We start from the raw sequence: 23,675 nt of genomic DNA, 5'->3' as shown, positions 1-23,675 counted from the left end.
AGGGCGGAGACATCAAATGACAAAAATCAGGATCGGGCTGGCCGGCTGCGGCTTCGTGTCGGAGCTGCATATGGTTGCCTACCGGCGCGTCTATGGCGTCGACGTCGAGGTGAGGGCGGTCGCGGCGCGCGGCGATCATGTCAACGAGTTCGCCCGCAAGCACGCAATCCCGAACGCCTATCGCAGCTTCGCCGGGCTGATCGCCGACCGCGAGCTTGACGTCATCGACATCTGCACCCCGCCGAACCTTCACGCCGCGATGATCGTCGAGGCGATGCAGGCCGGCAAGCACGTGATCTGCGAGAAGCCGTTCAGCGGCTATTTCGGCCGCGACGGCGACAAGGCGCCGATCGGCCGGCATGTGCCGAAGGCGCTGATGTATCAGCGGGTGATGGAGGAGATGGAGAAAACCCGCGCCGCGGTCGAGCGAAGCGGAAAACTCTTCATGTATGCCGAGGACTGGATCTACGCGCCGGCGGTGACCAAGACCGCGGAGATCATCCGCGCGACAGGCGACAAGATCCTGTTCATGAAGGGCGAGGAGAGTCATTCCGGCTCGCATGCGGCGCATGCCGCCGAGTGGGCGATGACCGGCGGCGGCTCGCTGATCCGGATGGGCTGCCATCCCTTGTCGGCGGTGCTCTATCTCAAGCAGGTCGAGGCCCGCGCGCGCGGCGAGACCATCACGGTCGCCAGCGTCAGCTGCGACGTCGGCAACGTCACCGCCAGCCTCAAGCCGCAGGAGCGCGCCTATATCAAGGCCAATCCGGTCGACGTCGAGGATTGGGGCACGCTGACCGCAACTTTCTCCGACGGCACCAAGGCGACGGTGTTTTCCGGCGACATGATCATGGGCGGCGTACGCAACCTGATCGAGACCTACACCTCGGGCGGTTCGCTGTTCGCCAACATCACCCCCAACACGCATCTGACCAGCTACCAGACGAGCGAGGAGAAGCTCGCCTCGGTCTACATCACCGAAAAGGTCGATCGTAAAACCGGCTGGCAATATGTCTGCCTCGAGGAGGAATGGACCCGCGGCTACCTGCAGGAGATCCAGGATTTCATGGAGTGCGTGGCGACCGGGCGCCAGCCGCTCGCCGATCTCGCGCTGGCGTATGAGACGACCAGGGTGAACTACGCCGGCTACTGGGCCGCGGATGAGGGCAGGCGGGTGACATTGTAGCCGCTCGGCACCGCTTCCCTTCACCCCTTGTGAGAGAAGGTGGCGCGCGCGAGCGCGCCGGATGAGGGGGGTGTCACCGCGTCATTCGCTCGAGCGGCAAGGCGACATCTCACCTCCCCGCAAGAGCGGGGTGAGGGAGCGCAGCCCCGATGCGGCGGCAGTCTCGCCTCGTCGCCACGCTACGCCGCGTAGACCGAGCCCTTCGGCAGCGGGAACACCGGATCCTGCGTGCGGATACTGGTCGGCCACACCACGGTGATGCGCTCGCCGGCGTTCTGCATTACGACCGGCGTCGAGCGCTCGTTCTGGCCGGACAGCGGCGTGCCCGGCGGATAGAACTTCACGCCATAGCCCTGGATGGTGCCGCCAGCGGGAATGTCGACGTCGAGCGCTGCCTTGCGGATCGCCTCGGGATCGAAGCCGCCGTACTTCTCCTTGGCGACCGGCAGCACATTGTTGAGCAGGATCCAGGTCTGGTTGAAGCCCATCGAGCAGTGCGGCGGCACTTCGGTCGCATTGGTCTTCTCGCGGTAGCGCGCGACCATGGTCTTGGTGAGGTCGCCGATTCCCGGCGCGAGCTTGGCCGGATCGAGCAGCTGCGCCGGCACCGGATCGATGTTGCAGAAATTGTCGATGTCGGCGCCGAAGGTCGCGCGCAGCTTGTCGAGCTGGCTGTAGCCGGCGCCGGCGCCGAACAGCATCTTGAACTTCAGCCCGCTCTCGCGCGCCTGGCGCAGGAACAGCGTGATGTCGGGATTGTAGCCGGCATGCGAGATCACGTCGGCCTTGGCGCGCTTGAGCTTGGTCACCAGCACCGAGAGATCGGGCGCGGACGCCGAATAGCCCTCCTTCAGCACCACCTGCAGCCCGACCTCCTTGGCGAAGGCTTCGTCGGCCGCGGCGACGCCGACGCCATAGGGCCCGTCCTCATGGATCAGCGCCACCTTGACGTCCTTCGGCTCCATGTGGAGCTTGGCCTTGGCGTGCTCGTTGATGAAGCTCGCGAAGGCCTGGCCGTACTGGTCGGAATGGATCTGCGCGCGGAATACGTATTGCAGGTTCTTGTCCTTGAACACGGCGGTCGAGACCGCGGTCGTGATCCACAGGATCCGCTTCTGCTGCTCGACCTTGGCGGCGAGCGGCACCGCATGCGAGCTCGCGAACACGCCGTTGAGGATATCGACCTTCTCCTGGTCGATCAGGCGATTGGCCTCGTTGATCGCGACATCGGGCTTGCTCTGGGAATCGACGTTGACCGGCGCGATCTTGTACTTGCCGCCGATGCCGCCCTTCTCGTTGACGAGGTCGATCGCGATCTGGGTGCCGATCGAGGAGGCGACCGAGCCGCCGGCGGCGAACGGGCCGGTCAGGTCGTAGATCACACCGATCCGGACCGTCTCGGCCTGCGCCTGTGCCCGTGTCCAATCCAAGCTGAAAGCAGCGGCGGCAGCCGCTGAAGTCTTCAGCAGCGTCCTGCGTGAAGTCGGCATCGCGTCCTCCCCTGAAACCGTCAGTTGTGTGACGGGTCTTGCTTGTTTTCGCGGAGTATTGGGAGGCGAGGTCGGAAAGTCAACGCGGCTTGCGGCTGCGGCGTCTTGCGCTTTGGTCGAGTGGAAGATCTAGAGCGTGCCACGACGGAATAGGAGCGCGCGATGCCACCCTCCCCTGGAGGGGAGGGTCGTTGCGCATGTAGCGAAGCGGAATGCGCAGCGGGGTGGGGTGACGGTCTCACCACACGAACAGCGCCCGTGCGGATAGATCACCCCACCCCCGGGCGCACATTTCGCTTCGCTCAATGTGAGCCGACCCTCCCCCTCCAGGGGAGGGTGAAGAGTCTACTCCATCACCGCGGCATGGTCCGACGGCGCCGACTGCGAGCGCAGCGTGGCCTTGGTCGAGCCGATCATCAGCGCGAGCGGGATCGAGACCAGGATGAACAGCATCACCAGCTGGTAGTCGTGCGAGAACGCGATGATCTGCGACTGCGCCGCCACCATCTTGTCGGCCATCGCGCGGCCGGCGTCGGTGTTGAGGTTGATCATGCCTGACACGTCGGGCATCTGCAGCGCGTGGTTGAACGGGTTGATCTGCTCCGACAGCTTTGCGTAGATCCGCCGTCCGCCTTCCGTCAGCCGCGCGATCACGATCGAGATGCCGACCGAGCTTGCGACGTTGCGCAGCAGCGTCAGCATCGAGGTGCCGTCGGTGCGCAGATGGTTGGGCAGCGACATGAACGCCACCGTCGATAGCGGCACGAACACGAGGCCGAAGCCAAAGCCCTGGACCACGCTGACGACGATGATCTCGTTGGCCTGCGTCATGTCAGTCCAGCCGGTCATCTGGAACAGCGAGGCCGCGGTCAGCGCCAGGCCGGAGATGATCAGCGTGCGCGCCTCGATGTAGCGCATCATGCGGCCGACCAGCATCATCGCGACGAAGGTGCCGGCGCCGCGGGTCGCCAACAACAGGCCCGCGGTAATGATCGGGTAGCCGACCACGTTCTGCAGATAGGGCGAGGACAGCGCCATGGTCGAATACAGCACGAGGCCCATGACAGTCATGAACACGCAGCCGCCGAGGAAGTTCTTGTCCTTGAACAGCGCGAACTGGATGAAGGGCCGGCTGGTCGTCAGCGAATGGGCGAAGAAATAGTAGAAGCCGACCGCGGAGACGATGAATTCGATCATGATCTCGTTGGATTCCAGCCAGCCGAGCTGCTCGCCGCGGTCGAGCGCGAGCTGCAGCGAACCGATCGCGACCGCGAGCGCGCCGAACCCGAACCAGTCGAAGCGCAGATTGAGGTCCTGCTTGGTTTCGTCCATGAAGACGGCAAGGCCGAGCACGGTGATGGCGCCGAACGGCAGGTTGACGAAGAACACCCAATGCCAGGAATAGGTCTCGGTGAGCCAGGCGCCGAGCGAGGGCCCCATGATCGGGCCCATCATCACGCCCATGCCCCAGATCGACATCGCTTTCGCCCGCTCATGCAGCGCGTAGGAGTCGAGCATCACGGCCTGCGACAGCGGCACCAGCGCCGCGCCGAACACGCCCTGCAGCAGGCGGAACAGCACCATCTGGTTGATGTCCTGCGCCAGGCCGCAGAACACCGAGGCGACGGTGAAGCCGGCCGAGCAGATGATAAAGATGCGCTTCCGGCCATAGCGGTTGGCGATCCAGCCCACCGGCGCGGTCATGATCGCGGCCGCGACGATGTAGGAGGTCAGCACCCAGTTGATCTGGTCCTGCGAGGCCGACAGCGAGCCCTGCATATAGGGCAGCGCGACGTTAGCGATCGTGGTGTCGAGCGCCTGCATGATCGTCGCGGTCATCGCGCAGATCGTCACCATGTTCCGGCGCATGCCGGGCACAGCGGATGGTGACGGTGCATTCATTCAGGTCGGTCCTGTTCGAGCGTTGGAAACCACCTCCCCCGCAAGCGGGAGAGGGGGCGCACTGTTATCGCGGCCGCCAGTTCGGCCTCATCTCATTTATTCCTGCTCGTGATCCGGGTGCGCCGAGGCCGGCGCCAGCCCGAGCAGGCCGGCCAGCGTGCGGCGGTGGTTGGTGTCGATCGTCGCGTAGACGCTCATGCCGGCTTTCAGCTTCTTCACGAACGGATCGTTCTCGTCGAAGTAAATCCGCACGGGGACGCGCTGCACCACCTTGACGAAATTGCCGGTCGCGTTCTGCGGCGGCAGGATCGCGAACTGCGCGCCGGTGCCGGGCGACAGCGAGCCGATCTTGCCCTTGAACCGATGGTTCGGGAACGCGTCGACGTCGAGCTCAACCGGCTGGCCGATCGCTACATAGGTGAAGTCGCTCTCCTTCGGATTGGCGTCGACCCAGGGATGGTCGACATCGATGATCGAGAACACCGGCGAGCCGGCGGCGACGAAGCGGCCGAGCTGGATCTGGTCGACCTGGGTCGCGACGCCGTCCATCGGCGCGCGCAGCACGGTGTGGTCGAGATTGCGCTGGGCGTCATCGAGCTTGGCCTTGGCCTGGGCGTAGGGCGGGAACTGCTCGATCGGCAGGTCGATATCGCCGAGCAGCTGCGTCTTGTCCTTGGAGATCTGCTGCCTGATGTATTGCGCCAGGCTCTCGGCGGTCACTTGCGCATTCGCCGCATTGTCGAGGTCGAGCTGCGAGCCAAAATTCTGCTTGGCCAGCGTCGACTTGCGTTCGACGTCGCGCTTCTTCAATTCGATGCTCTGCTGGGCGAATTCCAGCATCCTGCCGTTGATCTTGATGTTGTCGACCAGGTTGTCATAGGTGGTCCTGGTCTGGTCGAGCGCGGCCTTGGCCTGCGCCACCGCGAGGCGGAACGGCACCGGATCGATCTCGAACAGCTCGTCGCCCTTCCTGACGTGCTGGCCTTCCTTCACGACGATCTTGTCGATCTTGCCGGAGATTTCCGGCGTGATCAGCACCTTCTGCGCGCCGACATAGGCGTCGTCGGTGCCGACATAGCGGCCGCCATTGAGATAGAACACGATGCCGCCGATCGCGGCGACGGTCGGCAGCACGACCAGCAGCAGCGTGCGGCGATAGCGCCGCAAACCCGCCATCAGGCGACGGCGCGGCGCGCGGCTGGCCTTGCCCGACGGCGCAGGCTCGCCCGGATTGCTCTTCTGCTCGGGGGCCAGTTTGAGGACGGGTTCAGCCATAGCGCTGTTCCTTTCGGGAGGGCTCGCCGGCTGTGGTCTGGACGGCATTGCGAACGTTTTCCTTGATCGATTCCAATTGGGTGAGCAGGCGATACGCGTCAGCGGGGCTGATGCCCTCGAGCGCGGTCGCGGTGAGTTCGGAGCGGAGGCCGGCGAGCTTGCCGAGCAGCGGGCGCGCGGCCTTCTTCAGATAGAGGCGGTTGACGCGGCGGTCGTTCTCGTCGCTGCGGCGTTCGATCCAGCCATTGTCGCAGAGCTTGTCGATCAGCCGCGTCAGCGTGATCGGCTGCACTTCGAGCAGCTCGGCGAGCTCGGTCTGTTTCAGCCCTTCCTGGCGTTCCACCTTGGACAGCACCGCCCATTGCGCGCGGGTGATGCCGTAGCGGGCGGCCTCCTTGTCGGCATAGACCCGGATCAGCCGGAACACTTCGCCCAGCGTAAACAAGAAATCGGTGTCCACCGAACCGCGCATCGATCCTGCCTCCATAAGCTTGGGATATAATAAGCTTGCTTATTAATTCTGCATGCCGGGTTAACGCGAGGCTGCCCCGCATTGCGGGCATGGCTGCAACGCGGAGGCGGACCGGGGTTGGGAGCCGGGCTTTGGGAACGGGCGCGCAAATGCTACATATCGAGGCAATGAGCCTGGCCAAGCCGACATTTCCTGCCCCCGACCACGATCACGGCCGCTGCGCCGCGGACGCGATGGCGCATGCCGAGCAGGTTTGTGCGCGCCGCGGCCAGAAATTCACCCCGATCCGCCGTCAGGTGCTGCAGGCGCTGCTGTCGAGCCATCGCCCGCTCGGCGCCTATGAGGTGATCGACGAGCTGGCCAAGACGATGCCGCGGCCGGCACCGATTACCGTCTACCGCGCGCTCGACTTCCTGATGGAGAACGGCCTCGTCCACCGTATCGAGAGCCGCAACGCCTTCCTCGCCTGCGCGCATGACCATGACGAGACCTCGATGGTGGCGTTCCTGATCTGCGACCATTGCGGCTCGGTCGGCGAGATCCCGGCCGCCCCCGTCGCGCAAAGCCTGACCGCGGCGGCGCGGGCCTCGGGGTTTATCCCGAAACTCTCCGTCGTCGAGATCGCCGGCACCTGCGCGCATTGCCAGAAATGATTGAGCGCGGCCAAAGTCCTCACCGCGGTGTCGTCCCTGCGAAAGCAGGGACCCATAACCACCGCCCTCAATTGTTATACGACGCTGGAACGACAAGTCTCGTTCACAACACCGGCCGCGGCGTATGGGTCCCTGCTTTCGCAGGGACGACGCAGTCCGACTAGCAACAACACGGCACCAAGCCGGCCCGCGAGGAAACATGTCGACCCAAGCGATCTCCGCCAGCGTCACGAGGCCCGTCAGCGTCGGACACGGGCTGCCGCCCGGCGCCATCGCCGTGATGCTGATGCTGTGCGTGAGCTGGGGCTTCAACCAGCTCGCGGTGAAACTCGCGCTGCCCGACGTGCCGCCGATGTTGCAGGCGATGATCCGCTCCGCCGGCGCGCTGCCGGTGATGCTGATCGTCGGCCACCTGCGCGGCGTCAAATTCTTCGAGCGCGACGGCACGCTCGTGCCCGGGATCATCGCCGGGCTGATGTTCGGCTGCGAGTTCGTGCTGATCTTCACGGGCCTCGTCTTCACCTCGGCGTCGCGCGCCTCGGTGTTCCTCTACACCGCGCCGTTCTTCGTTGCGCTCGGCTCGCACCAGTTCCTCGGCGAGCGTCTCTCGACCGTGCAGTGGAGCGGGCTTGCGCTGAGCTTTGCCGGCGTCGCGCTCGCGATCGGCGTGCCGCAGCCGAACGTCGATGCCAAGGTGCTGCTCGGCGACCTCATGGTGGTCGGCGGCGGCGCGCTGTGGGCGGCGACCACGCTGGTCGCCAAGGGCACACAGCTGCGCAAGGCGGCGCCGGAAAAGGCGCTCGGCTACCAGGTCGCGATCTCGATTCCGATCCTCGGCTTCGCCGCCTGGATCGCGGGCGAGCGCATCGAGCATGTGCCGAGCGCGCTGTCGATCTCGCTGCTCGCCTATCAAGCGGTCTGGGTGGTGGGCTGCACGTTCGTCATCTGGTTTGCGATGGTGAAGACCTATTCGGCCAGCAAGCTGTCCGCCTTCACCTTCGTCACGCCGCTGTTCGGCGTCGTCGCGGCCTATTTCGTCATGCACGACACGCTGACGGCGGTGTTCGGCGTCGCCGCGCTGCTGGTGATCGCCGGGCTCTATCTCGTCAACAAGCCCGACCCGAAGGTGACGCCGGATCCCAACGTGCCGGCGTGAGAGCTGCGAGCCCGCTGCAACGCGACCCTGTCGTCCGGTATTGATATACATCAACACCGCCATAGGCATTTCGTGAAGCCTCCCACGCGAAGCATGTCGTGGAGGCGCGCCAATGGCAATCGATGCCACCGATGCAATTGAAGCCGGAATCCGGTCTGCATTCACCGCGTATTCGAAAGAGGATGATCCGGATTGGCGCAGTTCGTGCTGGATAAAGCCCGATGAGTGCTCCCATCTGGCGAAGAGCATCTTGAAGGAATTGGCCGCCCGAGGCTTTGAGATCGTCAGGAAGTCGTCCTGATTGCGCGCCCTGGGGAGCGAGAACCATCCTCACCGTCGTCCTGGCGAAAGCCAGGACCCATTATCCCAACTGTCGGTTGTCGCGCGACGCCGGGGGCCGCTTTCCCGTTCACAAGCAAATTCGGTGGTTATGGGTCCTGGCCTTCGCCAGGACGACGGAGGCGACATCGCGCCCCGTCACTACCCCCTCTCGATCGGCAACTCTGCATCCTTCGCCCATTCGCCCATCGAGCCGTCATAGAGCGTGAGATTGTCGTAGCCGAGCCGATGCAGCTGGAACAGGTCGATGGTCGCGGAGATGCCGCCGCCGCAATAGGCGACGACGCGCTTGTCCCTGGTGATGCCTTGCGCGGCGAAGGTGGCTTCGGCCTCCTCAAGCGGCACGAACGTCTTGGCCTTGGGATCGATCAAGGTCGCCGCCGGCACGCTGACGCTGCCGGGGATGCGGCCGGACCGGCCGTAACGGCTTGGCTCCAGTCCCTTGTAGAATTGCGGGCCGAGCGCGTTGACGATGACGGTGTCGCCCTCCGTGGTCGCGGCGAGCACGTCATGCTTGTCGACGAACATGCCGTCCTTTGGCCGTGCCGCAAACGTCGCCGGCGGATAGCCGCCGGCAAGCCCGGTCTCGATGTCGCGTCCTTCGGCGGTCCATTTGTCGATGCCGCCGTCGAGCACTGCGGCACCCTCGAAGCCGAGCGAGCGCAGCATCCACCAGAACCGCGTCGCCCACATTGCGGTGCCGATCGAATAGAGCACGACGCGGCTGCCCGCCGAGATGCCGTGGCGGCCGAACGCGGCTTCGAGCTGCGCGGTCGGCGGCATCATGAAGCGCAGATGGGTATGGGCATCCGAGAACTCGGCCTGCAAATCGAGGAAATTCGCGCCCGGGATGTGGCCGGCCTCGAACGTCTGGCGGCCCGAGACGACAATATAGGGAACGTTGCTGCCGGCGGGGGCCGGCTCCAGATAGGTCGTGCAGTCGAACAGGCGAAGGTCCGGCCGGATCAGGATCTCGGCAAGTTCCGCCGTGGTGATCAGCTCGCTGTGGACGGCCATTTCACGTCCTCCCGTTGTACCCTTAACAGGATGCTAAGATGCGCGAGATCACATGAAAAGCTGTCACTTTGCCCTTTGATTCACCCCAATCCGGTCCAATATAGCTGGGCATGCAGGACGCCGCTGCATGGCTTGCGTTTGGCCTCAATTGGCGCCATAAGCTGTTGAATTCACTCCGAAACACGATCGTTAGGCCCGCCGCGCGCGAGGCCCATCGCCCCCTTGGTGAATGTCACCAAAACCTGATATTCGAGACGCCATGAACAAGCCCGAGATTTTGCCGCAAGACGACGTCGCCGGCCCCGCGCCGCGGCACCAAACCACGCAGGTCATGGTCGGCAACGTCGCCGTCGGCGGCGGCGCGCCGATCGTCGTGCAGTCGATGACCAACACCGACACCGCCGATGTCGATGGCACCATCGCCCAGGTCGCCGCGCTCTCCCGCGCCGGCTCCGAGATGGTCCGCATCACCGTCGACCGCGAGGAAGCCGCCGCTGCCGTGCCGCACATTCGTGACGGCCTGCGCAAGCGCGGCATCACCACGCCCCTGATCGGCGACTTCCACTATATCGGCCACAAGCTGCTCGCCGAATATCCGGCCTGCGCCGAAGCGCTCGACAAGTACCGCATCAATCCCGGCAATGTCGGCTTCAAGAACAAGCGCGATACGCAGTTCGCCGACATCATCGAGATCGCCAACAAGAACAACAAGCCGGTGCGCATCGGCGCCAATTGGGGCTCGCTCGACCAGGAGCTGCTCACCAAGCTGATGGACGAGAACACGGCGTCGGCGAATCCGCGCGATGCCCGCGCCGTGACCCGCGAGGCGATGGTGCAGTCGGCATTGCTGTCGGCGGCGCGCGCGCAAGAGCTCGGCATGCCGAAGAACCGGATCATCCTGTCGGCGAAGGTCTCCGCCGTGCAGGACCTGATCGCGGTCTATCAGGAAGTGGTGCGCCGCTCGGATTATGCGATCCATCTCGGCCTCACCGAGGCCGGCATGGGCTCGAAGGGCATCGTCGCGTCCTCGGCCGCGCTCGGCATCCTGCTGCAGCAGGGCATCGGCGACACCATCCGCATCTCGCTGACGCCGGAGCCCGGCGGCGACCGCACGCTGGAAGTGCAGGTCGCGCAGGAATTGCTGCAGACCATGGGCTTCCGCACCTTCGTGCCGCTGGTTGCCGCGTGCCCGGGCTGCGGCCGCACCACCTCGACCACGTTCCAGGAGCTGGCGCGCTCGATCCAGGATTTCATCCGCGACGAGATGCCGGCCTGGAAGACCAAGTATCCGGGCGTCGAGCAGCTCAACGTCGCGGTGATGGGCTGCATCGTCAACGGCCCCGGCGAATCGAAGCACGCCAATATCGGCATCTCGCTGCCCGGCACCGGCGAAGCGCCGGCCGCGCCTGTCTTCGTCGACGGCAAGAAGTTCCGCACCCTGCGCGGTCCGGGCATCGCCGCCGACTTCAAGGCGCTGGTGATCGACTATATCGACCAGCGCTACGGCAACGGCGCCAAGCTGCCGGAGCAGGCCGGCGCCGCGGAGTAGTTTCACTCTGCGCGTGACCCATACTCAACCGTCGTCCCGGCGAAGGCCGGCAACTGTTATGTCGGCTTGGTCTGCAGGTAGGGCTTTCTGTCGCGCATCATGGCGTTGAGGACCGTTAGGAGCTTCCTGGCGACGGCAATGAGAGCGAGCTTGGCTGGTTTGCCGACCTGTCGCAGCCGCGCGTAGAAGGCCTTGAATGGATCGGCCCGACGAACCGCGTTCAGAGCCGCCATATAGAGGGCGTCACGAACGCGCTTTCGGCCGCCGGCGATCTTGCGTTTTCCACGGAAGGCGCCGCTGTCGACGTTGAAGGGGGCAAGGCCCGCGAGCGCGGCGATCTGCTTCGCTCCAACATGTCCAAGTTCCGGCATCTTCGCGATCAGCTGCATGCAAGCCACGGGACCCACGCCCGGCAGTGAGCGCATCAACCGCGCATCGTCCGCGATCTCCGGCTCGGCCTTGGTCAATGCGTTGATATCGGCCTCGATCTCGGCGATCTCGCCATCGAGAACCTCAATGAGCCGACTGATCCGTTCGGCCATGGCGCGGTCGTCGGCCTCGCTGCGCCGGTTCTTCTCCTGCGCGCGCATGAGAACCAGTTGGTCCCGCCGTTTTGCAAGCCCTGCCAAAGCGTTGCGGGCGGGATTGGCGGCCCGCTCGGCTGCCGGCTGCATGACCCGGCCAAAGGCCGCCAGCATCCGTGCATCGATCGGATCGGTTTTGGCAAGTTGGCCGCTGGCCCGCGCAAAATCGCGAGCTCGAGCCGGATTGATCCGAGCGAAGCGGACACCGGCCTGGCTTAGGGCCTCGCGAAGCGCGAGGTCATAGGCGCCCGTGGCCTCGAAGACGACCAGCGCATCGCATCGCCAACGCGCCACCTGCTGTGTGATGGCCTGTGCCGCGTTGGCGATGCGCCTGGACACGCCGTCAGCTTCATCAAAGATATCGAGATGCTTCTTGGAGACGTCGATTCCGACATAACGAGGGGGTATGATCACGGTGCCTGTCCCTGTGATGCGAGGTCTGTTGGCGCAGCCTCGTGCAACTGTTCAGGTTGGTAATGGAACGGGCGGGAGGCCGAGCCGGCTCACGGCGTCAAGCGCCAAGGACCCAACGGCTTCCCGCCCAACCCATCCTGACAGACTTCCAAGACACAGGGACCCATAATCACAGACGGTGGTTGTGGCGCGAGATGTGGGTTACCAGCCTTCGCAAAACCCGATCCTGTGGTTATGGGTCCCGGATCTGCGCTCCGCTCCGCTGCGCTTGTCCGGGACGACGGATATGCTTGCGGCGCGGATTGCGCTTCGCTCCATCCGGGCTACGATGGTCAAAACAAGAACCATCGGGAGAACGCCCATGAGCTCGCTGTCCGGCAAGCAAGGCCCGCGCTACCGCCACCTCGCCGACCAATCCGAGCCCTATGAGACCATCGGCGTCGAGAAGCTGACGCCGATCATCGGCGCGGAGATTTCCGGCGTCGATATCGGCAAGCTGGTCGGCGGCGATGCGCGTTCCAACCGCCAGGTGGACGAGATCCATCGCGCGCTCGCCGAAAACCTCGTCATCTTCTTCCGCGATCAGCACATCAGCCCCGACCAGCATCTCGCCTTCGGCCGCAAGTTCGGTGAGCTGCATGTGCACCCCGCCGCGCCCAATGAGGGCGATCCGGCGCTGATGAAGATCTATGCCGACAAGGATTCGCCGCGCGCCAATGGCGAGGGCTGGCACACCGACGTGTCCTGCGACCTCGAGCCGCCGATGGGCTCGATCCTCTACATCAAGCAGTGCCCGCCGCGCGGCGGCGACACGCTGTTCGCCAACATGTACGCCGCCTATGAGGCGCTGTCGGACCGCATGAAGGCCTATCTCGACGGGCTGACCGCGCTGCATGACGGCGAGCAGACCTATCGTGGCCTGTATGCAAACTACGGCGTCGCCGACAAGCAGAGCTATCCGCGCGCCGAGCATCCGGTGGTCCGCACCCACCCGGTGACCGGCAAGAAATCGCTCTACGTCAATCGCGGCTTCACCCGCTTCATCGTCGGCATCCCGCGCGACGAGAGCGACGCCATGCTGGCCTATCTCTACCAGCATGCCGAGAACCCGCTGTTCCAGTGCCGCTTCCGCTGGACCGAGAACGCGATCGCGTTCTGGGACAACCGCTGCGCCCAGCACCGCGCGATGTGGGATTACTGGCCGCACACCCGCTCCGGCACCCGCGTGACCGTGAAGGGAGAGCGGCCGGTGTGAGAAATTGCGTGGTGCGCAGGATGGGTAGAGCGCAGCGAAACCCATCCTCTCATTGCGTGGATGCAAGTGTGATGGGTATTGCTGCGCTTCACCCATCCTGCGAACTACAACGAAAATAAAATCGGGAGACCGCCCATGCTTCGCGCCGAGGACAACAAATTCCTCACCGAATCCGGTGAGGGGACCGGCATGGGCGAGTTGCTGCGGCGGTTCTGGATTCCGGTGCTGCTGTCGGAGGAGCTGGCGGAGCCGGACAGTGATCCGAAGAAGATCGTGGTGATGGGCGAGGAGCTGCTCGCCTTCCGCGACACGAGAGGCGTGGTCGGCGTCATCGACCAATACTGCCCGCATCGCGGCGCCAATCTCTGGCTCGGCCGCAACGAGGAATGCGGCATCCGCTGCGTCTATCACGGCTGGAAGTTCGACACCGACGGCCGCTGCGTCGACATGCCGACGTCGTATCCCGACCTCAACGCAAAGGACCTGATCCGGATCAAGTCCTATCCGGTGCGCGAATGGGGCGACATGATCTGGGCTTATATGGGCCCGGCCGATCAGATGCCCGAACTGCCGGCGCTGGAGATGGCGCTGCTGCCGGCCTCGCACCGCTTCGTCACCAAGAAGTGGCAGGACTGCAACTGGGTGCAGGCGGTGGAAGGTTCGATCGACACCGCGCATTTCACCTTCGCGCATCTCTCCTTCGAGAAGGAGGAGAACGAGATCCTCGACATCAAGAAGCATTTCGTGAACCCGCTGACGCGGGTCGCGACCGATCACATGCGCTGGATCGCCGAGGATCCGCGCCCGGTGATCAAGATCAATCCGCATGAGGCGGGTCTCACGGTGGCCGGCGGACGGCTCACCGGCGGCGACAATATCTACTGGCGCATCGCCCAGTTCCTGATGCCGTTCCACAGCTACGCGCCGAGCTCGATGCCGGGCGAGAACATGTTCGGCCAGACCTTCGTGCCGGTCACCGACACCAATTGCTGGATCTACACCTATGCCTGGAATCCGCACCGGCCGCTGACCGATGCCGAGCGGGAAGGTTACGCCAACGGCAACGGCGTGATGGCGGTGGTCGACGAGAACTACGTGCCGCTGCGCAACAAGGCGAACGACTATCTGATCGACCGCAGGCTGCAGCGGACCAAGAGCTACACCGGCATCAAGGGCGTCTCCGAGCAGGACGCCGCGGTGCAGGACAGCCAGGGCCCGATCGCCGATCGCACCCGCGAGCATCTCGGTCCGACCGATCTCGGCATCATGCATTTCCGCAAGCTCATGATGGAAGCGGCCCGCGCGCTGCAGAAGGGCGAGGCGCCGCCGCATGCTCGGCATCAGGACCGCTACACCGTGCGCTCCGGCGCCTGCGTCACCAGCAAGACCAAGGACCTCACCGCCGTGATGATCGAGCGGTTCGGCGATCCCGCCGGCTTCGTCGGCGGTCCCGGCCAGAACGCCGCGGCGGAGTGATCACTACTGTCGTCCCTGCGAAAGCAGGGACCCATAACCACAGTTGGAAATTGTTGGAATGGGCTGTGGCCGCAGCCTGGTCCAACAACATCGATCGGTGGTTATGGGTCCCGGGTCGCGCTTCGCTTGCCCGGGACGACGCAGGGGGTACCGCTACAGCGGAATCCTTCGATACTCGCGGTTGGCGAGGCTCGCTTCCTCGAGGTCGAGGTCGCGCTCGATGCGCCGCCTTGTCTCGTCGGTGATCTTGCCGTCGCGCAGCAGCATATGGATGAACTTGCGCTCGGAGGCGATCAGCTCCCGCGTCAGCTCGGTGCCGGTGGCGGAGACGTCGTGCGTGTCGGGATTGAGCGAGTCGGGCAGCTGGTTGATGCGGATCTCGTGCCGTGAGCGCAAAAGCTTGATCACCTCTTCGGAAAGCTCGCGGTCGTCGGTGATGGCATCGAGCGACTTCAGCGCGGCGTTCAGCGCCTCGCGCCGCGCCGCGATCTCCTGCTCGTGCTCGGCGATGTGCTCGCTGCGTCCGTCCCTGGCGAGGCCGAGCCAGCGCACCACCGGCGGCAAGGTGAGGCCGAGCCCGACCAGCGTCACGAAGATCACGCCGAAGGCGACGAACAGGATCAGGTCGCGATACGGGAAGGCATCGCCACTCGGCAAGGTCAGGGGCAGCGCCAGCGCCGCGGCGAGCGAGACCGCGCCGCGCACGCCGGTGAAGGCGACCACGAACACCGCCCGCCACGACGGCAGCGGATCGCGCTCGCTCACGCGGGCGCTGATCCAGCGCGGCAGATAGGTGCCGGGAAACACCCAGATGAAGCGCGCCACGATCACGATGACGGCGACCAGTACGGTCGCGGTGAGGATGTCGTGCAGCGGAAACGACTTCGACTTCTCGTACAGCGAGCGCATCTGGAAGCCGGTCAGGAGGAACAACAGGCCCTCGATCAGATAGATGATCAGGTCCCAGAAGAAGATGCCCTGCAGGCGCGTCGCGGCCGAGATCAACAGCGGTCCGTTCCAGCTCATATAGAGGCCGCAGGCGACGGTCGCGATCACGCCACTGCCGCCGAAATGCTCGGGGATCCAGTAGGCGAGATAGGGCGTGATCAGCGACAGCGTGATCTCGACCTGCGGATCCCTGGCGCGGCGGCGGGCGCGCAGGCTGAGCCAGCCGACCGCGGTGCCGAACGCGATCTCGCCGGCGACGATGACGAGAAAAGTGCCGGTCGCCTTCGGCAGCGAGAACAGCCCGGTGGTGATCGCGGCGAGCGCGAAGCGGTAGAGGATCAGCGCGGTCGCGTCATTGGCGAGCCCTTCGCCCTCGAGCACCACCAGGATGCGGCGTGGCATGCCGAGCCTGCGGGCGATCGCCAGCGGCGCGACCACGTCCGGCGGCGCGACGATGGCGCCGAGCAGGAAGCCGATGCCCCAGGGCAGGCCGATCAGATAATGGGTCGCGGTTGCGACCATGAAGGCGGTGAAGATCACGCAGCCGACCGACAGCAGGATGATCGGCCGCAGATTGGCCTTGAACTCGCGCCAGCTCATCGCGACGCTCGCCGAATAGATCAGCGGCGGCAGCACCACCAGAAGCACCAGCTCGGGCGGCAGTTCCAGCGACGGCATGCCCGGCACGAAGGCGAGCACGACGCCGACCAGCAGCAGCAGGATCGCGGGCGCGATATCGGTCCGCCGCGCCACCAGGGCGGTTCCCGCCAGCACGCCGAGCAAAGTAAGAAAAATCTGAAACTTGGCTTCCATAATGGGCTCAATTCGCCCGGAAACCGGTGCCAGTCAATGCGGTCCGGCCCAGGGCGAATGCATATGGCGTGAGCGGACCTTATCGACGCCGTCATGGCCGGGCTCGTCCCGGCCATCCACGTCTTCCTTTACTGGGAAACAAGACGTGGATGCCCGGGACAAGCCCGGGCATGACGATGTGGAAACGTCAGTTTCAAAGCCTCTATGCGACGGGGCCGCCGGTCAATCCCTGAGGTCGTAGCGGTACGACTTCGAGACGATCTGCCAGCCGTCGGCGAGCTTCATCGCCACCAGATAGTCGGTGAAATAGCGCGGCGGCAGCTGGCAGCGCACCTTGATGAAGGCGGTGTTGTCGTCGGAGCGGTCGATGGTGACGATAAAATCCTCGCGCGGCTTGCCTTCGGCCTTCGCCGAGGTGCGCTTGCGCACCATTGCAAGCCAGTCCGGCACGGTCAGGACCTTCAGCTCGCCCTTCTCCACCCAGCGCAAATCGGCGCTCGGATGAAAAGCCTCGGCGAGCTTGTCGGCATTGCTCTCGTAGAGACCGTCGAAATAGGTTTGCACGACGCTTTCGACGCTGGATCGATCTTGGCTCATTGGTTGGTCCTCCCGGCAGGATTGGATCGGCTGGAGCGTTTTCGAGCGAAGCGGGTGCCGGTTCGCGTGGAGAAAACGCGTCAAAGCTCGAATCTAGAGCCCCTGTTCCGATTCAATTGGAGCGGAAAGGGCTCTAGGATTTAGCCATGAACCGCCGGATTCCGCCATGGCCGGCGACAAAATTCTGCGTGAGGGATGAGTTGTGACCGCATCTGTAAATTCGAACGAACATATCCTGACCGGCGAATGCTTCTGCCGCGACGTGCGCTACGAGGTGGCCGACGCGTTTGCCTATGCGCTCAATTGTCACTGCTCGAACTGCCGGCGCACCACGGGATCGGCGTTCAAGCCGTTCGCGGGAATCGCGCGCGACAAATTCACCGTGGTCAGCGGCGCTGATGGGATCCTGATCTATGGCGACGAGCTCACCCACGACGCGCATTGCGGCCGCTGCGGCTCGCTGCTCTATTCGCAGGTCCGCGACGGCGCCTATGTCCATGTCGCGATGGGCACGCTGCGCGATGCGCCGGCGATCCGGCCGACCGCCCACATCTTCGTCGGCTCCAAGGCGCCGTGGTACGCGATATCGGACGATCTGCCGCAATATCAGGAGCACGTGACGCAAGGCGGGGAATAAATTCGCGCGACGTCATCGGCGTGCTGCTTGTACTCCTTGCCGACCGCCTTGCGCACGGCATTTCATCAGCCGGTGCGGCTAGATCGCGCTCGCGGCAATGTTCACCATCAGGGCGAGCAGCGCGGTGTTGAACACGAACGAGATGATGCCGTGCACGGTCGCGGTGCGGCGGATGATCTTGTCGGTGATGCCGACGTCGGAGACCTGCGCCGTCATCCCGATCACGAACGAGAAATAGACGAAGTCCCAGTAATCGGCGTCGACATGTTCCTCGCCGCTCGGAAACTGCAATCCGCCGGGCGTCTTGCCGCGGTAATACTCATGGGCGTAGTGCAGCGCGAACGCCGTGTGCACCACGGCCCATGACAGCGTGATGGTGACGATTGCCAGCGCCAGTCCGGCCGGGCTCCCCTTCGATGCGCCGAGCTCGAACACGATGGCCGCGAGGCTCGCCAGCGCGCCGAACGCGGTCAGCAGCAGGATCAGGAAACGGCCGTCGTCCTGGAGGATGGCGCTTCGTTTGATATGGGCGACGCCACAGCGCAGCATCATCACATAGGCGAGCACGAGATACAGCGCGGCGAAGGCATCCCAGCCCGCGAGCAGGCGCGTGACGATGCGCGGTGCTCCCGGCACCAGCAGCGCAGCCAGGATGCCGAAGGCGATCGAGCCGAACGTGCGCGGCCGGCCCACGATGACGCGGACCGGCAGCGGCAGCTTGCGGAAGCGAACAAGGCGGTCGTCGATCTCCTTGTTCATTTCGCGCCGCTTTCGGCTAGTTCTTGCGCTCGGCGACGAAGCGGGCGGCCGCGCGCAGCACATCGCCGCGGTCGCCGAACACCGACAGCGCGGCATCGGCGCGCGCGAGGAGGTCGCTCACGCGCTGCTTGGCGCCATCGATGCCGAGCTGGGTGACGAAGGTGGTCTTGCCGAGCGCGGCGTCTGCGCCGGACGGCTTGCCGAGCGCGGCAGCGTCGCCCTCGACGTCGAGCAGATCGTCGGCGATCTGGAAGGCTTCGCCGAGCGCTTTGCCGTAATCGTCGAGTGCCTGGTATTCCTTTTGCGAGGACTGGCCGAGGATCGCGCCGGCGATGCAGCCGAAGCGGAGCAGCGCCCCGGTCTTCATCTGCTGCAGGCGCGCGACGTCGACCGGCTCGCGGTCGCCGAAGCGGCCTTCGCCGGCGAGGTCGAGAATCTGGCCGCCGGCCATGCCGCCGATGCCGGAGGCCCGCGCCAGCGCGCGGGTCAGGAGCAGGCGGACCTGGGCGTCCTTGTGGATCGCATCGCGGGTGATGATGTCGAAGGCGATGGTGAGCAGCGCGTCGCCGGCGAGGATCGCGGTGGCGTCGTCATAGGCCTTGTGCAGGGTCGGGCGGCCGCGGCGCAGATCGGAATTGTCCATCGCCGGCAGATCGTCGTGGATCAGCGAGTAGCAGTGGATGCATTCGAGCGCGGCGCCGACCAGCAGGGCGGCTTCGCGCGGGATGCCGAACACCGCCGCGCTCTCGACCGCGAGGAACGGCCGCAGCCGCTTGCCGCCGCCGAGGCTCGAATAGCGCATGGCCTCGATCAGCCGCTTCGGGCGCACGATCTCGTCGCTTTCGGTCGTGTCGGACAGCAGTTTGGCGAGCAGGGCTTCGGTATCCTCCGCGGTCTGGTCCAGCCGCTTGGAAAACTCTGCAGTACCGGTCGTCATTAAGAATTGCTCCAGATCGATTTTCGGCCGGACAATCGTTGATGGCATCGGCTTCGTCAATTCCCGCCCTGCGACGGAATGCGCCTTAAAAGTGCTGGAAAAACCGTGAATTATCCCGCAGACGTCGACGGCGCCGGCCGTGTTCTGGCGGGCGGGTCCCAAATCCTTCCTGGAATGGTCCTCCCCGGAAACCCTCGTTTTGCGCATCGTCCGAATTTTATTGCTGCTTTTGCTGGCCCTGCTGTTGCTGCCGTATCTGGTGGCGCCGTTCTATCGCACCGGCCATCCGGTTTCGGCGCTGATGGCCTGGCGGACCCTGCGCGGGGCCCCGGTGACGCGGCATTGGATCGATTTCGGCGCGATGTCGCCCTATCTGGTGCGGTCCGTGGTCGGCTCGGAGGATGCTCATTTCTGCAAGCATCGGGGCATCGACTGGGGTGCGCTGCGCGAGGTGCTCGACGACGCCGAGGATGGCGAGGTGGCCCGCGGCGGCTCGACCATCACCCAGCAGGTCGCCAAGAACCTGTTCCTGTGGTCCGGTCGCAGCGTGATCCGCAAGGGGCTGGAACTGCCGCTGGCGCTCTGGATCGATCTCGTGCTGCCCAAGCAGCGGATCCTGGAAATCTACCTCAATATCGCGGAAATGGGCCCGTCCGGCCAGTTCGGCGCCGAGGCCGGCGCCCAATATGCCTTCGGCCGGTCCGCCGCTGGGCTGTCAGCCCGCGAGGCCGCGCTTTTGGCGGCGATCCTGCCGAATCCGGTCAAAAGAAGCGCCCGGAACCCCGGCCCGGGGGTCCGCAGGCTGTCCGCCACCTATATGGTCCGGGCCAACTCCGTGACTCGTTGCTGGCGCGAAAATCGCGGCTCCTGAGGCCGATTTCGGGCGCTTTTTGCTGTCTCCGGCCCTAGCTTTACGCAGTGCCTTCCTCTATAAGCGCGGCCTTACCGGCATCGCAGCTTGCGCTTCGAAGCGCTGAGCCGTCCGCATTTCGGACGATGCCTCCGCAACACCCCTAGAGGACACCGTCATGGCCGTTCCCAGAAGAAAAACCTCGCCGTCGCGCCGTGGCATGCGCCGTTCGGCCGATGCGATCAAGACCCCGACCTATGTCGAGGACAAGGACTCCGGCGAACTGCGCCGTCCGCATCACCTCGACCTCAAGACCGGCATGTACAAGGGCCGCCAGGTCCTGAAGGCCAAGAAAGAGTCCTGATCGGACATTCGGCCTACGCGCCGCAGCCATGCGGCGCGGCGCCTGAATTCGGTCAACGAGTGCGGCCAAGACGGGCGCGTCCGCGGCGAGGCCAATGAGCACCGCCGCATTGCTGGTTCTCCCTGAATAAGGCGCAAGCCCCGATGGTCGGTTTTCCGCTGCTGCTCGTTCCGCTCGCGGTCTACAACATCATCGCCTTCCTGATGCCCGGCGTGTCGTTCACCGACCCGCTGATCAGGCTGACATTGCTGTCGGGCGAGCAGTGGCAGATCACGCTCAGCGACATGCTGCTCGCGGCCGCCGTGCTGCTGTTGCTGCTCGAGGTCATCAAGGGCGCGCGCCCCGGCGCGAAATATCTCACCGACCATCTGCTGTCGCTGATCGTGTTCGGCGCCGCCGCCGCCGAATTCGTGCTCTGGCCGAAATTCGGCAACTCGACCTATGGCCTGCTCACGCTGCTGGCGCTGGTCGATTTCATCTCCGGAATTGCGCTGCGCACCCGCCGCCGTGCGGTGGTCGCGCCTGCGGCACCGAGCGTCAGCAAGCCGCAGCGCGAGGCGCCGCAGCCCGCGCCGGCAGAGGCGCCCGCGCCGCGTTCCGAGCCCGCGCCCGTCGCCGCACCGGCGCCTGCCGCGCCGCCGGCCGCACCGGTTCCCCCGGCGACATCGGTCGCGGAATCCGTGCTGCTCGATCAGTCCGCACCGAAGCCGACCGTCGCTTCGCCGGATTTGCAGCCGGGCGGCCATCCGCCGTCGGACGCGCCGCAGCGCTGATATTTTTCTAGATGATCTGCCGGGTCCGCCGCGCCACGCTGCGGCGTTCGTCGACATGCGGACCGTAAGCGCTCTGCGCGTCGGCCAATGACCCACGCCGCTGCCCGCGCGTCTGCGGTTCGTGTGCGGCGGTTGCGATCAGGTGGGCCACAAACGACGGATCGGCATGCGGCAGCGGGATCTTGGGCGCCCAATGGGTGGTCGCGGCCAGCGGCACCAGCGCCGTGCTGGCCGCCGCAGCATCGCCGGTGCACTCACCGTCGAGGATTTCCGATTGATCGATATCCTGCATCGTCTGCGACCCGTTGGAGCGTCATAGTTTGGGACGTCGCGTCCCTCCGCAACACCCCCGTGGCAAGGGTCATGCCCGCCGTCCCCAGTTCGTTCCCGGACAGTCGAAAACGTGGTTTCCAGATTATTTATCAACTTCACCTAGCGTTGGATTCGCCGGAACCACTATCTTGAGAGCGTGTAGAATCACCGGGCGCCGTCCCAAATCGAGACATGTTCGATGCCCCCTGTCCCGCCAGCTGCCAGCATCCTCGCCTCGCTCGGCCAAGCGACATTCGCCTGGGACCTGGCGAGCGATGCGATTGCCTGGAGCGACAATGTGGCGGCGGTCTTCCCGGATATCCCGGTCGCGGCGCTGGCGAGCGGTGCCGAACTTGCAAAGCTGATCGAGCCATCGCGCTCGGTGCGATCCGATGCGCTCGGTGCGCCGGCGCCGGTGCGGAGCGGGGAGGGCATGCCCTACCGGATCGAATATGGCGTGCGGGCCGTCACGTCAGCGCCGGTGATCTGGATCGAGGAGACCGGCTGCTGGTTTGCCGGCGCCGACGGCAGGCCGGCGCGCGTAGAGGGCGTCGTCCGCATCAACAATGAGCGGCACGCCCGCGACGAGCAGCTGTTGAAGCTGTCGCGGCACGATCCGCTGACCAACGAGCTCAACCGCACCCATCTGATCGCCTCGCTCGCCGAGACGATGGAGGAGTGCGCGCGCTTCCGCAGCTCCTGCGCCTTCATGCTGATCGGCATCGATCATCTGGCGCGCGTCAACGATGCCTTTGGCTTCGATGTCGCGGACGCCGTCATCGCCGAGGTCGCGAAGCGGATTCGCGCGCGGCTGCGCAGCGGCGACATGCTCGGCCGCTTCTCCGGCAACAAGTTCGGCCTGATCCTGCGCAACTGCACCGTCGACGATACCAATGTCGCGGCCGAGCGCTTCCTCGCCGCGGTGCGCGACGAGGTGGTGCCGACCAAGTCCGGCCCGGTGTCGGTGACAGCATCGATCGGCGCCGTCACCATTCCGCGCCATGCGAGGTCGGCGGAGGAGGCGGTCAATCGCGCCCAAGAGACGCTGGACGCGGCCAAGAGCCGCCGCGCCGGATCGTTCGCGCTGTGGAAGCCGAATGTCGAGCGCGACGCCCAGCGCCGCGTCAACATCCGCGTCACCGACGAGATCGTCACCGCGCTGAACGAGCGCCGCATCGTGATCGGCTTCGAGCCCGTGGTCGATGCGCGCCTGCGGCAGCCCGCGTTCTACGAGTGCCTGGTCCGCATGGAGCAGGACGACGGCCGGGCGCTGCTCGCGCCCGATATCGTGCCGGTCGCCGAGCGGCTCGGCCTGATTCGGCTGGTCGATCACCGCGTGCTGGAGCTCGCCATCGCAGAGCTCGCCGCCGCCCCCGGCGTACAGCTCAGCCTCAACATCTCGCCCGACACCACGATGGATCCGGACTGGTGGGCCACCATCGAATCCCTGATGCGCGCGCATCCCGGCGTCGGCGAGCGGCTGATCGTCGAGATCACCGAGACGGTCGCGATCCAGGATATCGACGACGTCCGTGGCTTTGTCACGCGCCTGAAGAACTTCGGCAGCCGGATCGCGATCGATGATTTCGGCGCCGGCTACACCTCGTTCCGCAATTTGCGCAAGCTCGGGGTCGACATCGTGAAGATCGACGGCGCCTTCGTGCAGAACATCGTGCGTTCGGCCGACGACCGCGCTTTCGTGCAGACGCTGATCGATCTGGCGCGCCGTCTCGAGATCAAGACGGTCGCCGAATGGGTGCAGGACGAGGAAGCCGCCGTGATGCTGCGCGAATGGGGCTGCGACTTCATCCAGGGCCGCCTGATCGGCCTCGCCTCGCCGGACCGCCCGTGGAACGGGCCGGCGGAGAAGCCCGTGCCCGCCACGGGCTGAAGCGCGATGATCGGCTGATCACCGCG

Annotated in this window: 23 protein-coding genes; 12 read left to right on the top strand and 11 right to left on the bottom strand. The window is 65.2% G+C overall.

The window, feature by feature from the left end; genetic code table 11:
* Window positions 1-16: 16 nt before the first annotated feature.
* On the top strand, window positions 17-1,186 hold the full coding sequence (locus tag ACVWY5_RS37460) for a Gfo/Idh/MocA family protein (protein WP_028338152.1): 1,170 nt from the start codon (window positions 17-19) through the stop codon (window positions 1,184-1,186).
* Window positions 1,187-1,365: 179 nt separating this feature from the next.
* Here the strand turns inward: ACVWY5_RS37460 and ACVWY5_RS37455 are convergent, their stop codons facing one another.
* The 4 genes from ACVWY5_RS37455 to ACVWY5_RS37440 all read right to left on the bottom strand — a co-directional run bounded on the left by ACVWY5_RS37455 (window position 1,366) and on the right by ACVWY5_RS37440 (window position 6,325).
* The gene (locus tag ACVWY5_RS37455; RefSeq protein ID WP_028338151.1) at window positions 1,366-2,676 is read right to left on the bottom strand and encodes an ABC transporter substrate-binding protein; all 1,311 of its coding nucleotides are present in this window, start codon (window positions 2,674-2,676) and stop codon (window positions 1,366-1,368) included.
* Between the two features lie 345 nt (window positions 2,677-3,021).
* Complete coding sequence (locus ACVWY5_RS37450) at window positions 3,022-4,578, bottom strand: MDR family MFS transporter (RefSeq protein WP_028338150.1); 1,557 nt, start codon at window positions 4,576-4,578, stop codon at window positions 3,022-3,024.
* 96 nt (window positions 4,579-4,674) lie between these two features.
* Window positions 4,675-5,853: an HlyD family secretion protein gene (locus ACVWY5_RS37445; protein WP_028338149.1), complete on the bottom strand. Its 1,179-nt coding sequence runs from the start codon at window positions 5,851-5,853 to the stop codon at window positions 4,675-4,677.
* Window positions 5,846-6,325: a MarR family winged helix-turn-helix transcriptional regulator gene (locus ACVWY5_RS37440; protein ID WP_152977439.1), complete on the bottom strand. Its 480-nt coding sequence runs from the start codon at window positions 6,323-6,325 to the stop codon at window positions 5,846-5,848. Before ACVWY5_RS37440 ends, ACVWY5_RS37445 begins: the two co-directional genes overlap by 8 nt.
* 167 nt (window positions 6,326-6,492) lie before the next feature.
* Between ACVWY5_RS37440 and ACVWY5_RS37435 the strand changes: the two genes are divergently transcribed.
* The 3 genes from ACVWY5_RS37435 (at window position 6,493) to ACVWY5_RS37425 (ending at window position 8,435) form a co-directional block, all read left to right on the top strand.
* Window positions 6,493-6,978 (top strand): Fur family transcriptional regulator, encoded by a 486-nt coding sequence (locus tag ACVWY5_RS37435; RefSeq protein ID WP_028338147.1) that lies wholly within the window; start codon window positions 6,493-6,495, stop codon window positions 6,976-6,978.
* 199 nt (window positions 6,979-7,177) lie between these two features.
* Window positions 7,178-8,134, top strand: coding sequence for a DMT family transporter (locus ACVWY5_RS37430; protein ID WP_028338146.1), 957 nt, complete (start codon window positions 7,178-7,180; stop codon window positions 8,132-8,134).
* Between the two features lie 112 nt (window positions 8,135-8,246).
* A complete protein-coding gene (locus ACVWY5_RS37425; RefSeq protein WP_028338145.1) occupies window positions 8,247-8,435 on the top strand; it encodes a hypothetical protein in 189 nt (62 codons plus the stop codon).
* 179 nt (window positions 8,436-8,614) lie between these two features.
* Here the strand turns inward: ACVWY5_RS37425 and ACVWY5_RS37420 are convergent, their stop codons facing one another.
* Window positions 8,615-9,490: a sulfurtransferase gene (locus ACVWY5_RS37420; protein WP_028338144.1), complete on the bottom strand. Its 876-nt coding sequence runs from the start codon at window positions 9,488-9,490 to the stop codon at window positions 8,615-8,617.
* A 259-nt stretch (window positions 9,491-9,749) separates the two neighbouring features.
* On the opposite strand from ACVWY5_RS37420, the gene ispG reads away from it, so the two are divergent.
* Window positions 9,750-11,039 (top strand): flavodoxin-dependent (E)-4-hydroxy-3-methylbut-2-enyl-diphosphate synthase, encoded by a 1,290-nt coding sequence (ispG, locus tag ACVWY5_RS37415; RefSeq protein WP_028338143.1) that lies wholly within the window; start codon window positions 9,750-9,752, stop codon window positions 11,037-11,039.
* 56 nt (window positions 11,040-11,095) lie between these two features.
* Here the strand turns inward: ispG and ACVWY5_RS37410 are convergent, their stop codons facing one another.
* On the bottom strand, window positions 11,096-12,037 hold the full coding sequence (locus tag ACVWY5_RS37410; RefSeq protein ID WP_283089771.1) for an IS110 family RNA-guided transposase: 942 nt from the start codon (window positions 12,035-12,037) through the stop codon (window positions 11,096-11,098).
* 361 nt (window positions 12,038-12,398) lie between these two features.
* Here ACVWY5_RS37410 and ACVWY5_RS37405 point away from each other — a divergent pair, with 361 nt between their 5' ends.
* Together ACVWY5_RS37405 and ACVWY5_RS37400 are read left to right on the top strand one after the other, a co-directional pair.
* Window positions 12,399-13,292 (top strand): TauD/TfdA dioxygenase family protein, encoded by an 894-nt coding sequence (locus ACVWY5_RS37405; protein WP_028337354.1) that lies wholly within the window; start codon window positions 12,399-12,401, stop codon window positions 13,290-13,292.
* 135 nt (window positions 13,293-13,427) lie between these two features.
* The gene (locus ACVWY5_RS37400) at window positions 13,428-14,768 is read left to right on the top strand and encodes a Rieske 2Fe-2S domain-containing protein (RefSeq protein WP_028337353.1); all 1,341 of its coding nucleotides are present in this window, start codon (window positions 13,428-13,430) and stop codon (window positions 14,766-14,768) included.
* Between the two features lie 153 nt (window positions 14,769-14,921).
* Here ACVWY5_RS37400 and ACVWY5_RS37395 read toward each other — a convergent pair whose 3' ends face one another.
* Both ACVWY5_RS37395 and ACVWY5_RS37390 read right to left on the bottom strand, forming a co-directional pair.
* Window positions 14,922-16,529: a Na+/H+ antiporter gene (locus tag ACVWY5_RS37395; protein WP_028337352.1), complete on the bottom strand. Its 1,608-nt coding sequence runs from the start codon at window positions 16,527-16,529 to the stop codon at window positions 14,922-14,924.
* Window positions 16,530-16,751: 222 nt separating this feature from the next.
* Window positions 16,752-17,126, bottom strand: coding sequence for a nuclear transport factor 2 family protein (locus tag ACVWY5_RS37390; protein ID WP_028337351.1), 375 nt, complete (start codon window positions 17,124-17,126; stop codon window positions 16,752-16,754).
* 202 nt (window positions 17,127-17,328) lie between these two features.
* On the opposite strand from ACVWY5_RS37390, the gene ACVWY5_RS37385 reads away from it, so the two are divergent.
* The gene (locus tag ACVWY5_RS37385) at window positions 17,329-17,763 is read left to right on the top strand and encodes a GFA family protein (RefSeq protein WP_028337350.1); all 435 of its coding nucleotides are present in this window, start codon (window positions 17,329-17,331) and stop codon (window positions 17,761-17,763) included.
* A 78-nt stretch (window positions 17,764-17,841) separates the two neighbouring features.
* Here the strand turns inward: ACVWY5_RS37385 and ACVWY5_RS37380 are convergent, their stop codons facing one another.
* A complete protein-coding gene (locus ACVWY5_RS37380; protein WP_028337349.1) occupies window positions 17,842-18,522 on the bottom strand; it encodes a DUF1345 domain-containing protein in 681 nt (226 codons plus the stop codon).
* Between the two features lie 16 nt (window positions 18,523-18,538).
* On the bottom strand, window positions 18,539-19,459 hold the full coding sequence (locus tag ACVWY5_RS37375; RefSeq protein WP_028337348.1) for a polyprenyl synthetase family protein: 921 nt from the start codon (window positions 19,457-19,459) through the stop codon (window positions 18,539-18,541).
* Window positions 19,460-19,658: 199 nt separating this feature from the next.
* On the opposite strand from ACVWY5_RS37375, the gene mtgA reads away from it, so the two are divergent.
* From mtgA to ACVWY5_RS37360, 3 genes are all read left to right on the top strand, one after another.
* Entirely contained in the window at window positions 19,659-20,330 is a 672-nt protein-coding gene (mtgA, locus tag ACVWY5_RS37370) for a monofunctional biosynthetic peptidoglycan transglycosylase (RefSeq protein WP_028337347.1), read from the top strand.
* A 157-nt stretch (window positions 20,331-20,487) separates the two neighbouring features.
* Window positions 20,488-20,673 carry a 50S ribosomal protein L32 gene (gene rpmF / locus ACVWY5_RS37365; protein WP_021077536.1) on the top strand — a complete coding sequence of 62 codons (186 nt, stop codon included), beginning with the start codon at window positions 20,488-20,490 and terminating at the stop codon, window positions 20,671-20,673.
* A gap of 143 nt (window positions 20,674-20,816) precedes the next feature.
* Window positions 20,817-21,446: a hypothetical protein gene (locus ACVWY5_RS37360; protein WP_028337346.1), complete on the top strand. Its 630-nt coding sequence runs from the start codon at window positions 20,817-20,819 to the stop codon at window positions 21,444-21,446.
* A gap of 7 nt (window positions 21,447-21,453) precedes the next feature.
* Here the strand turns inward: ACVWY5_RS37360 and ACVWY5_RS37355 are convergent, their stop codons facing one another.
* Window positions 21,454-21,738 (bottom strand): hypothetical protein, encoded by a 285-nt coding sequence (locus ACVWY5_RS37355; RefSeq protein WP_028337345.1) that lies wholly within the window; start codon window positions 21,736-21,738, stop codon window positions 21,454-21,456.
* A 219-nt stretch (window positions 21,739-21,957) separates the two neighbouring features.
* Between ACVWY5_RS37355 and ACVWY5_RS37350 the strand changes: the two genes are divergently transcribed.
* Complete coding sequence (locus ACVWY5_RS37350) at window positions 21,958-23,649, top strand: bifunctional diguanylate cyclase/phosphodiesterase (protein ID WP_028337344.1); 1,692 nt, start codon at window positions 21,958-21,960, stop codon at window positions 23,647-23,649.
* The last annotated feature ends 26 nt before the right edge of the window (window positions 23,650-23,675 follow it).

The sequence above is a fragment of the Bradyrhizobium sp. USDA 3256 genome (assembly GCF_054058275.1).
Note: the sequence above shows the minus strand (reverse complement) of the source record. Positions and strands in the feature narration are given on the sequence as shown.

Coding starts and splice junctions, on each gene's coding strand:
- ACVWY5_RS37445 (WP_028338149.1), bottom strand. CDS start 5,853: ATGGCTGAACCCGTCCTCAAACTGGCCCCCGAGCAGAAGAGCAATCCG.
- ACVWY5_RS37420 (WP_028338144.1), bottom strand. CDS start 9,490: ATGGCCGTCCACAGCGAGCTGATCACCACGGCGGAACTTGCCGAGATC.
- ACVWY5_RS37355 (WP_028337345.1), bottom strand. CDS start 21,738: ATGCAGGATATCGATCAATCGGAAATCCTCGACGGTGAGTGCACCGGC.
- ACVWY5_RS37350 (WP_028337344.1), top strand. CDS start 21,958: ATGCCCCCTGTCCCGCCAGCTGCCAGCATCCTCGCCTCGCTCGGCCAA.
- ACVWY5_RS37440 (WP_152977439.1), bottom strand. CDS start 6,325: ATGCGCGGTTCGGTGGACACCGATTTCTTGTTTACGCTGGGCGAAGTG.
- ACVWY5_RS37455 (WP_028338151.1), bottom strand. CDS start 2,676: ATGCCGACTTCACGCAGGACGCTGCTGAAGACTTCAGCGGCTGCCGCC.
- ACVWY5_RS37425 (WP_028338145.1), top strand. CDS start 8,247: ATGGCAATCGATGCCACCGATGCAATTGAAGCCGGAATCCGGTCTGCA.
- ACVWY5_RS37460 (WP_028338152.1), top strand. CDS start 17: ATGACAAAAATCAGGATCGGGCTGGCCGGCTGCGGCTTCGTGTCGGAG.
- ACVWY5_RS37395 (WP_028337352.1), bottom strand. CDS start 16,529: ATGGAAGCCAAGTTTCAGATTTTTCTTACTTTGCTCGGCGTGCTGGCG.
- ACVWY5_RS37400 (WP_028337353.1), top strand. CDS start 13,428: ATGCTTCGCGCCGAGGACAACAAATTCCTCACCGAATCCGGTGAGGGG.
- ACVWY5_RS37360 (WP_028337346.1), top strand. CDS start 20,817: ATGGTCGGTTTTCCGCTGCTGCTCGTTCCGCTCGCGGTCTACAACATC.
- ACVWY5_RS37405 (WP_028337354.1), top strand. CDS start 12,399: ATGAGCTCGCTGTCCGGCAAGCAAGGCCCGCGCTACCGCCACCTCGCC.
- ACVWY5_RS37435 (WP_028338147.1), top strand. CDS start 6,493: ATGAGCCTGGCCAAGCCGACATTTCCTGCCCCCGACCACGATCACGGC.
- ACVWY5_RS37390 (WP_028337351.1), bottom strand. CDS start 17,126: ATGAGCCAAGATCGATCCAGCGTCGAAAGCGTCGTGCAAACCTATTTC.
- ACVWY5_RS37375 (WP_028337348.1), bottom strand. CDS start 19,459: ATGACGACCGGTACTGCAGAGTTTTCCAAGCGGCTGGACCAGACCGCG.
- rpmF (WP_021077536.1), top strand. CDS start 20,488: ATGGCCGTTCCCAGAAGAAAAACCTCGCCGTCGCGCCGTGGCATGCGC.
- ACVWY5_RS37450 (WP_028338150.1), bottom strand. CDS start 4,578: ATGAATGCACCGTCACCATCCGCTGTGCCCGGCATGCGCCGGAACATG.
- ACVWY5_RS37430 (WP_028338146.1), top strand. CDS start 7,178: ATGTCGACCCAAGCGATCTCCGCCAGCGTCACGAGGCCCGTCAGCGTC.
- ACVWY5_RS37380 (WP_028337349.1), bottom strand. CDS start 18,522: ATGAACAAGGAGATCGACGACCGCCTTGTTCGCTTCCGCAAGCTGCCG.
- ispG (WP_028338143.1), top strand. CDS start 9,750: ATGAACAAGCCCGAGATTTTGCCGCAAGACGACGTCGCCGGCCCCGCG.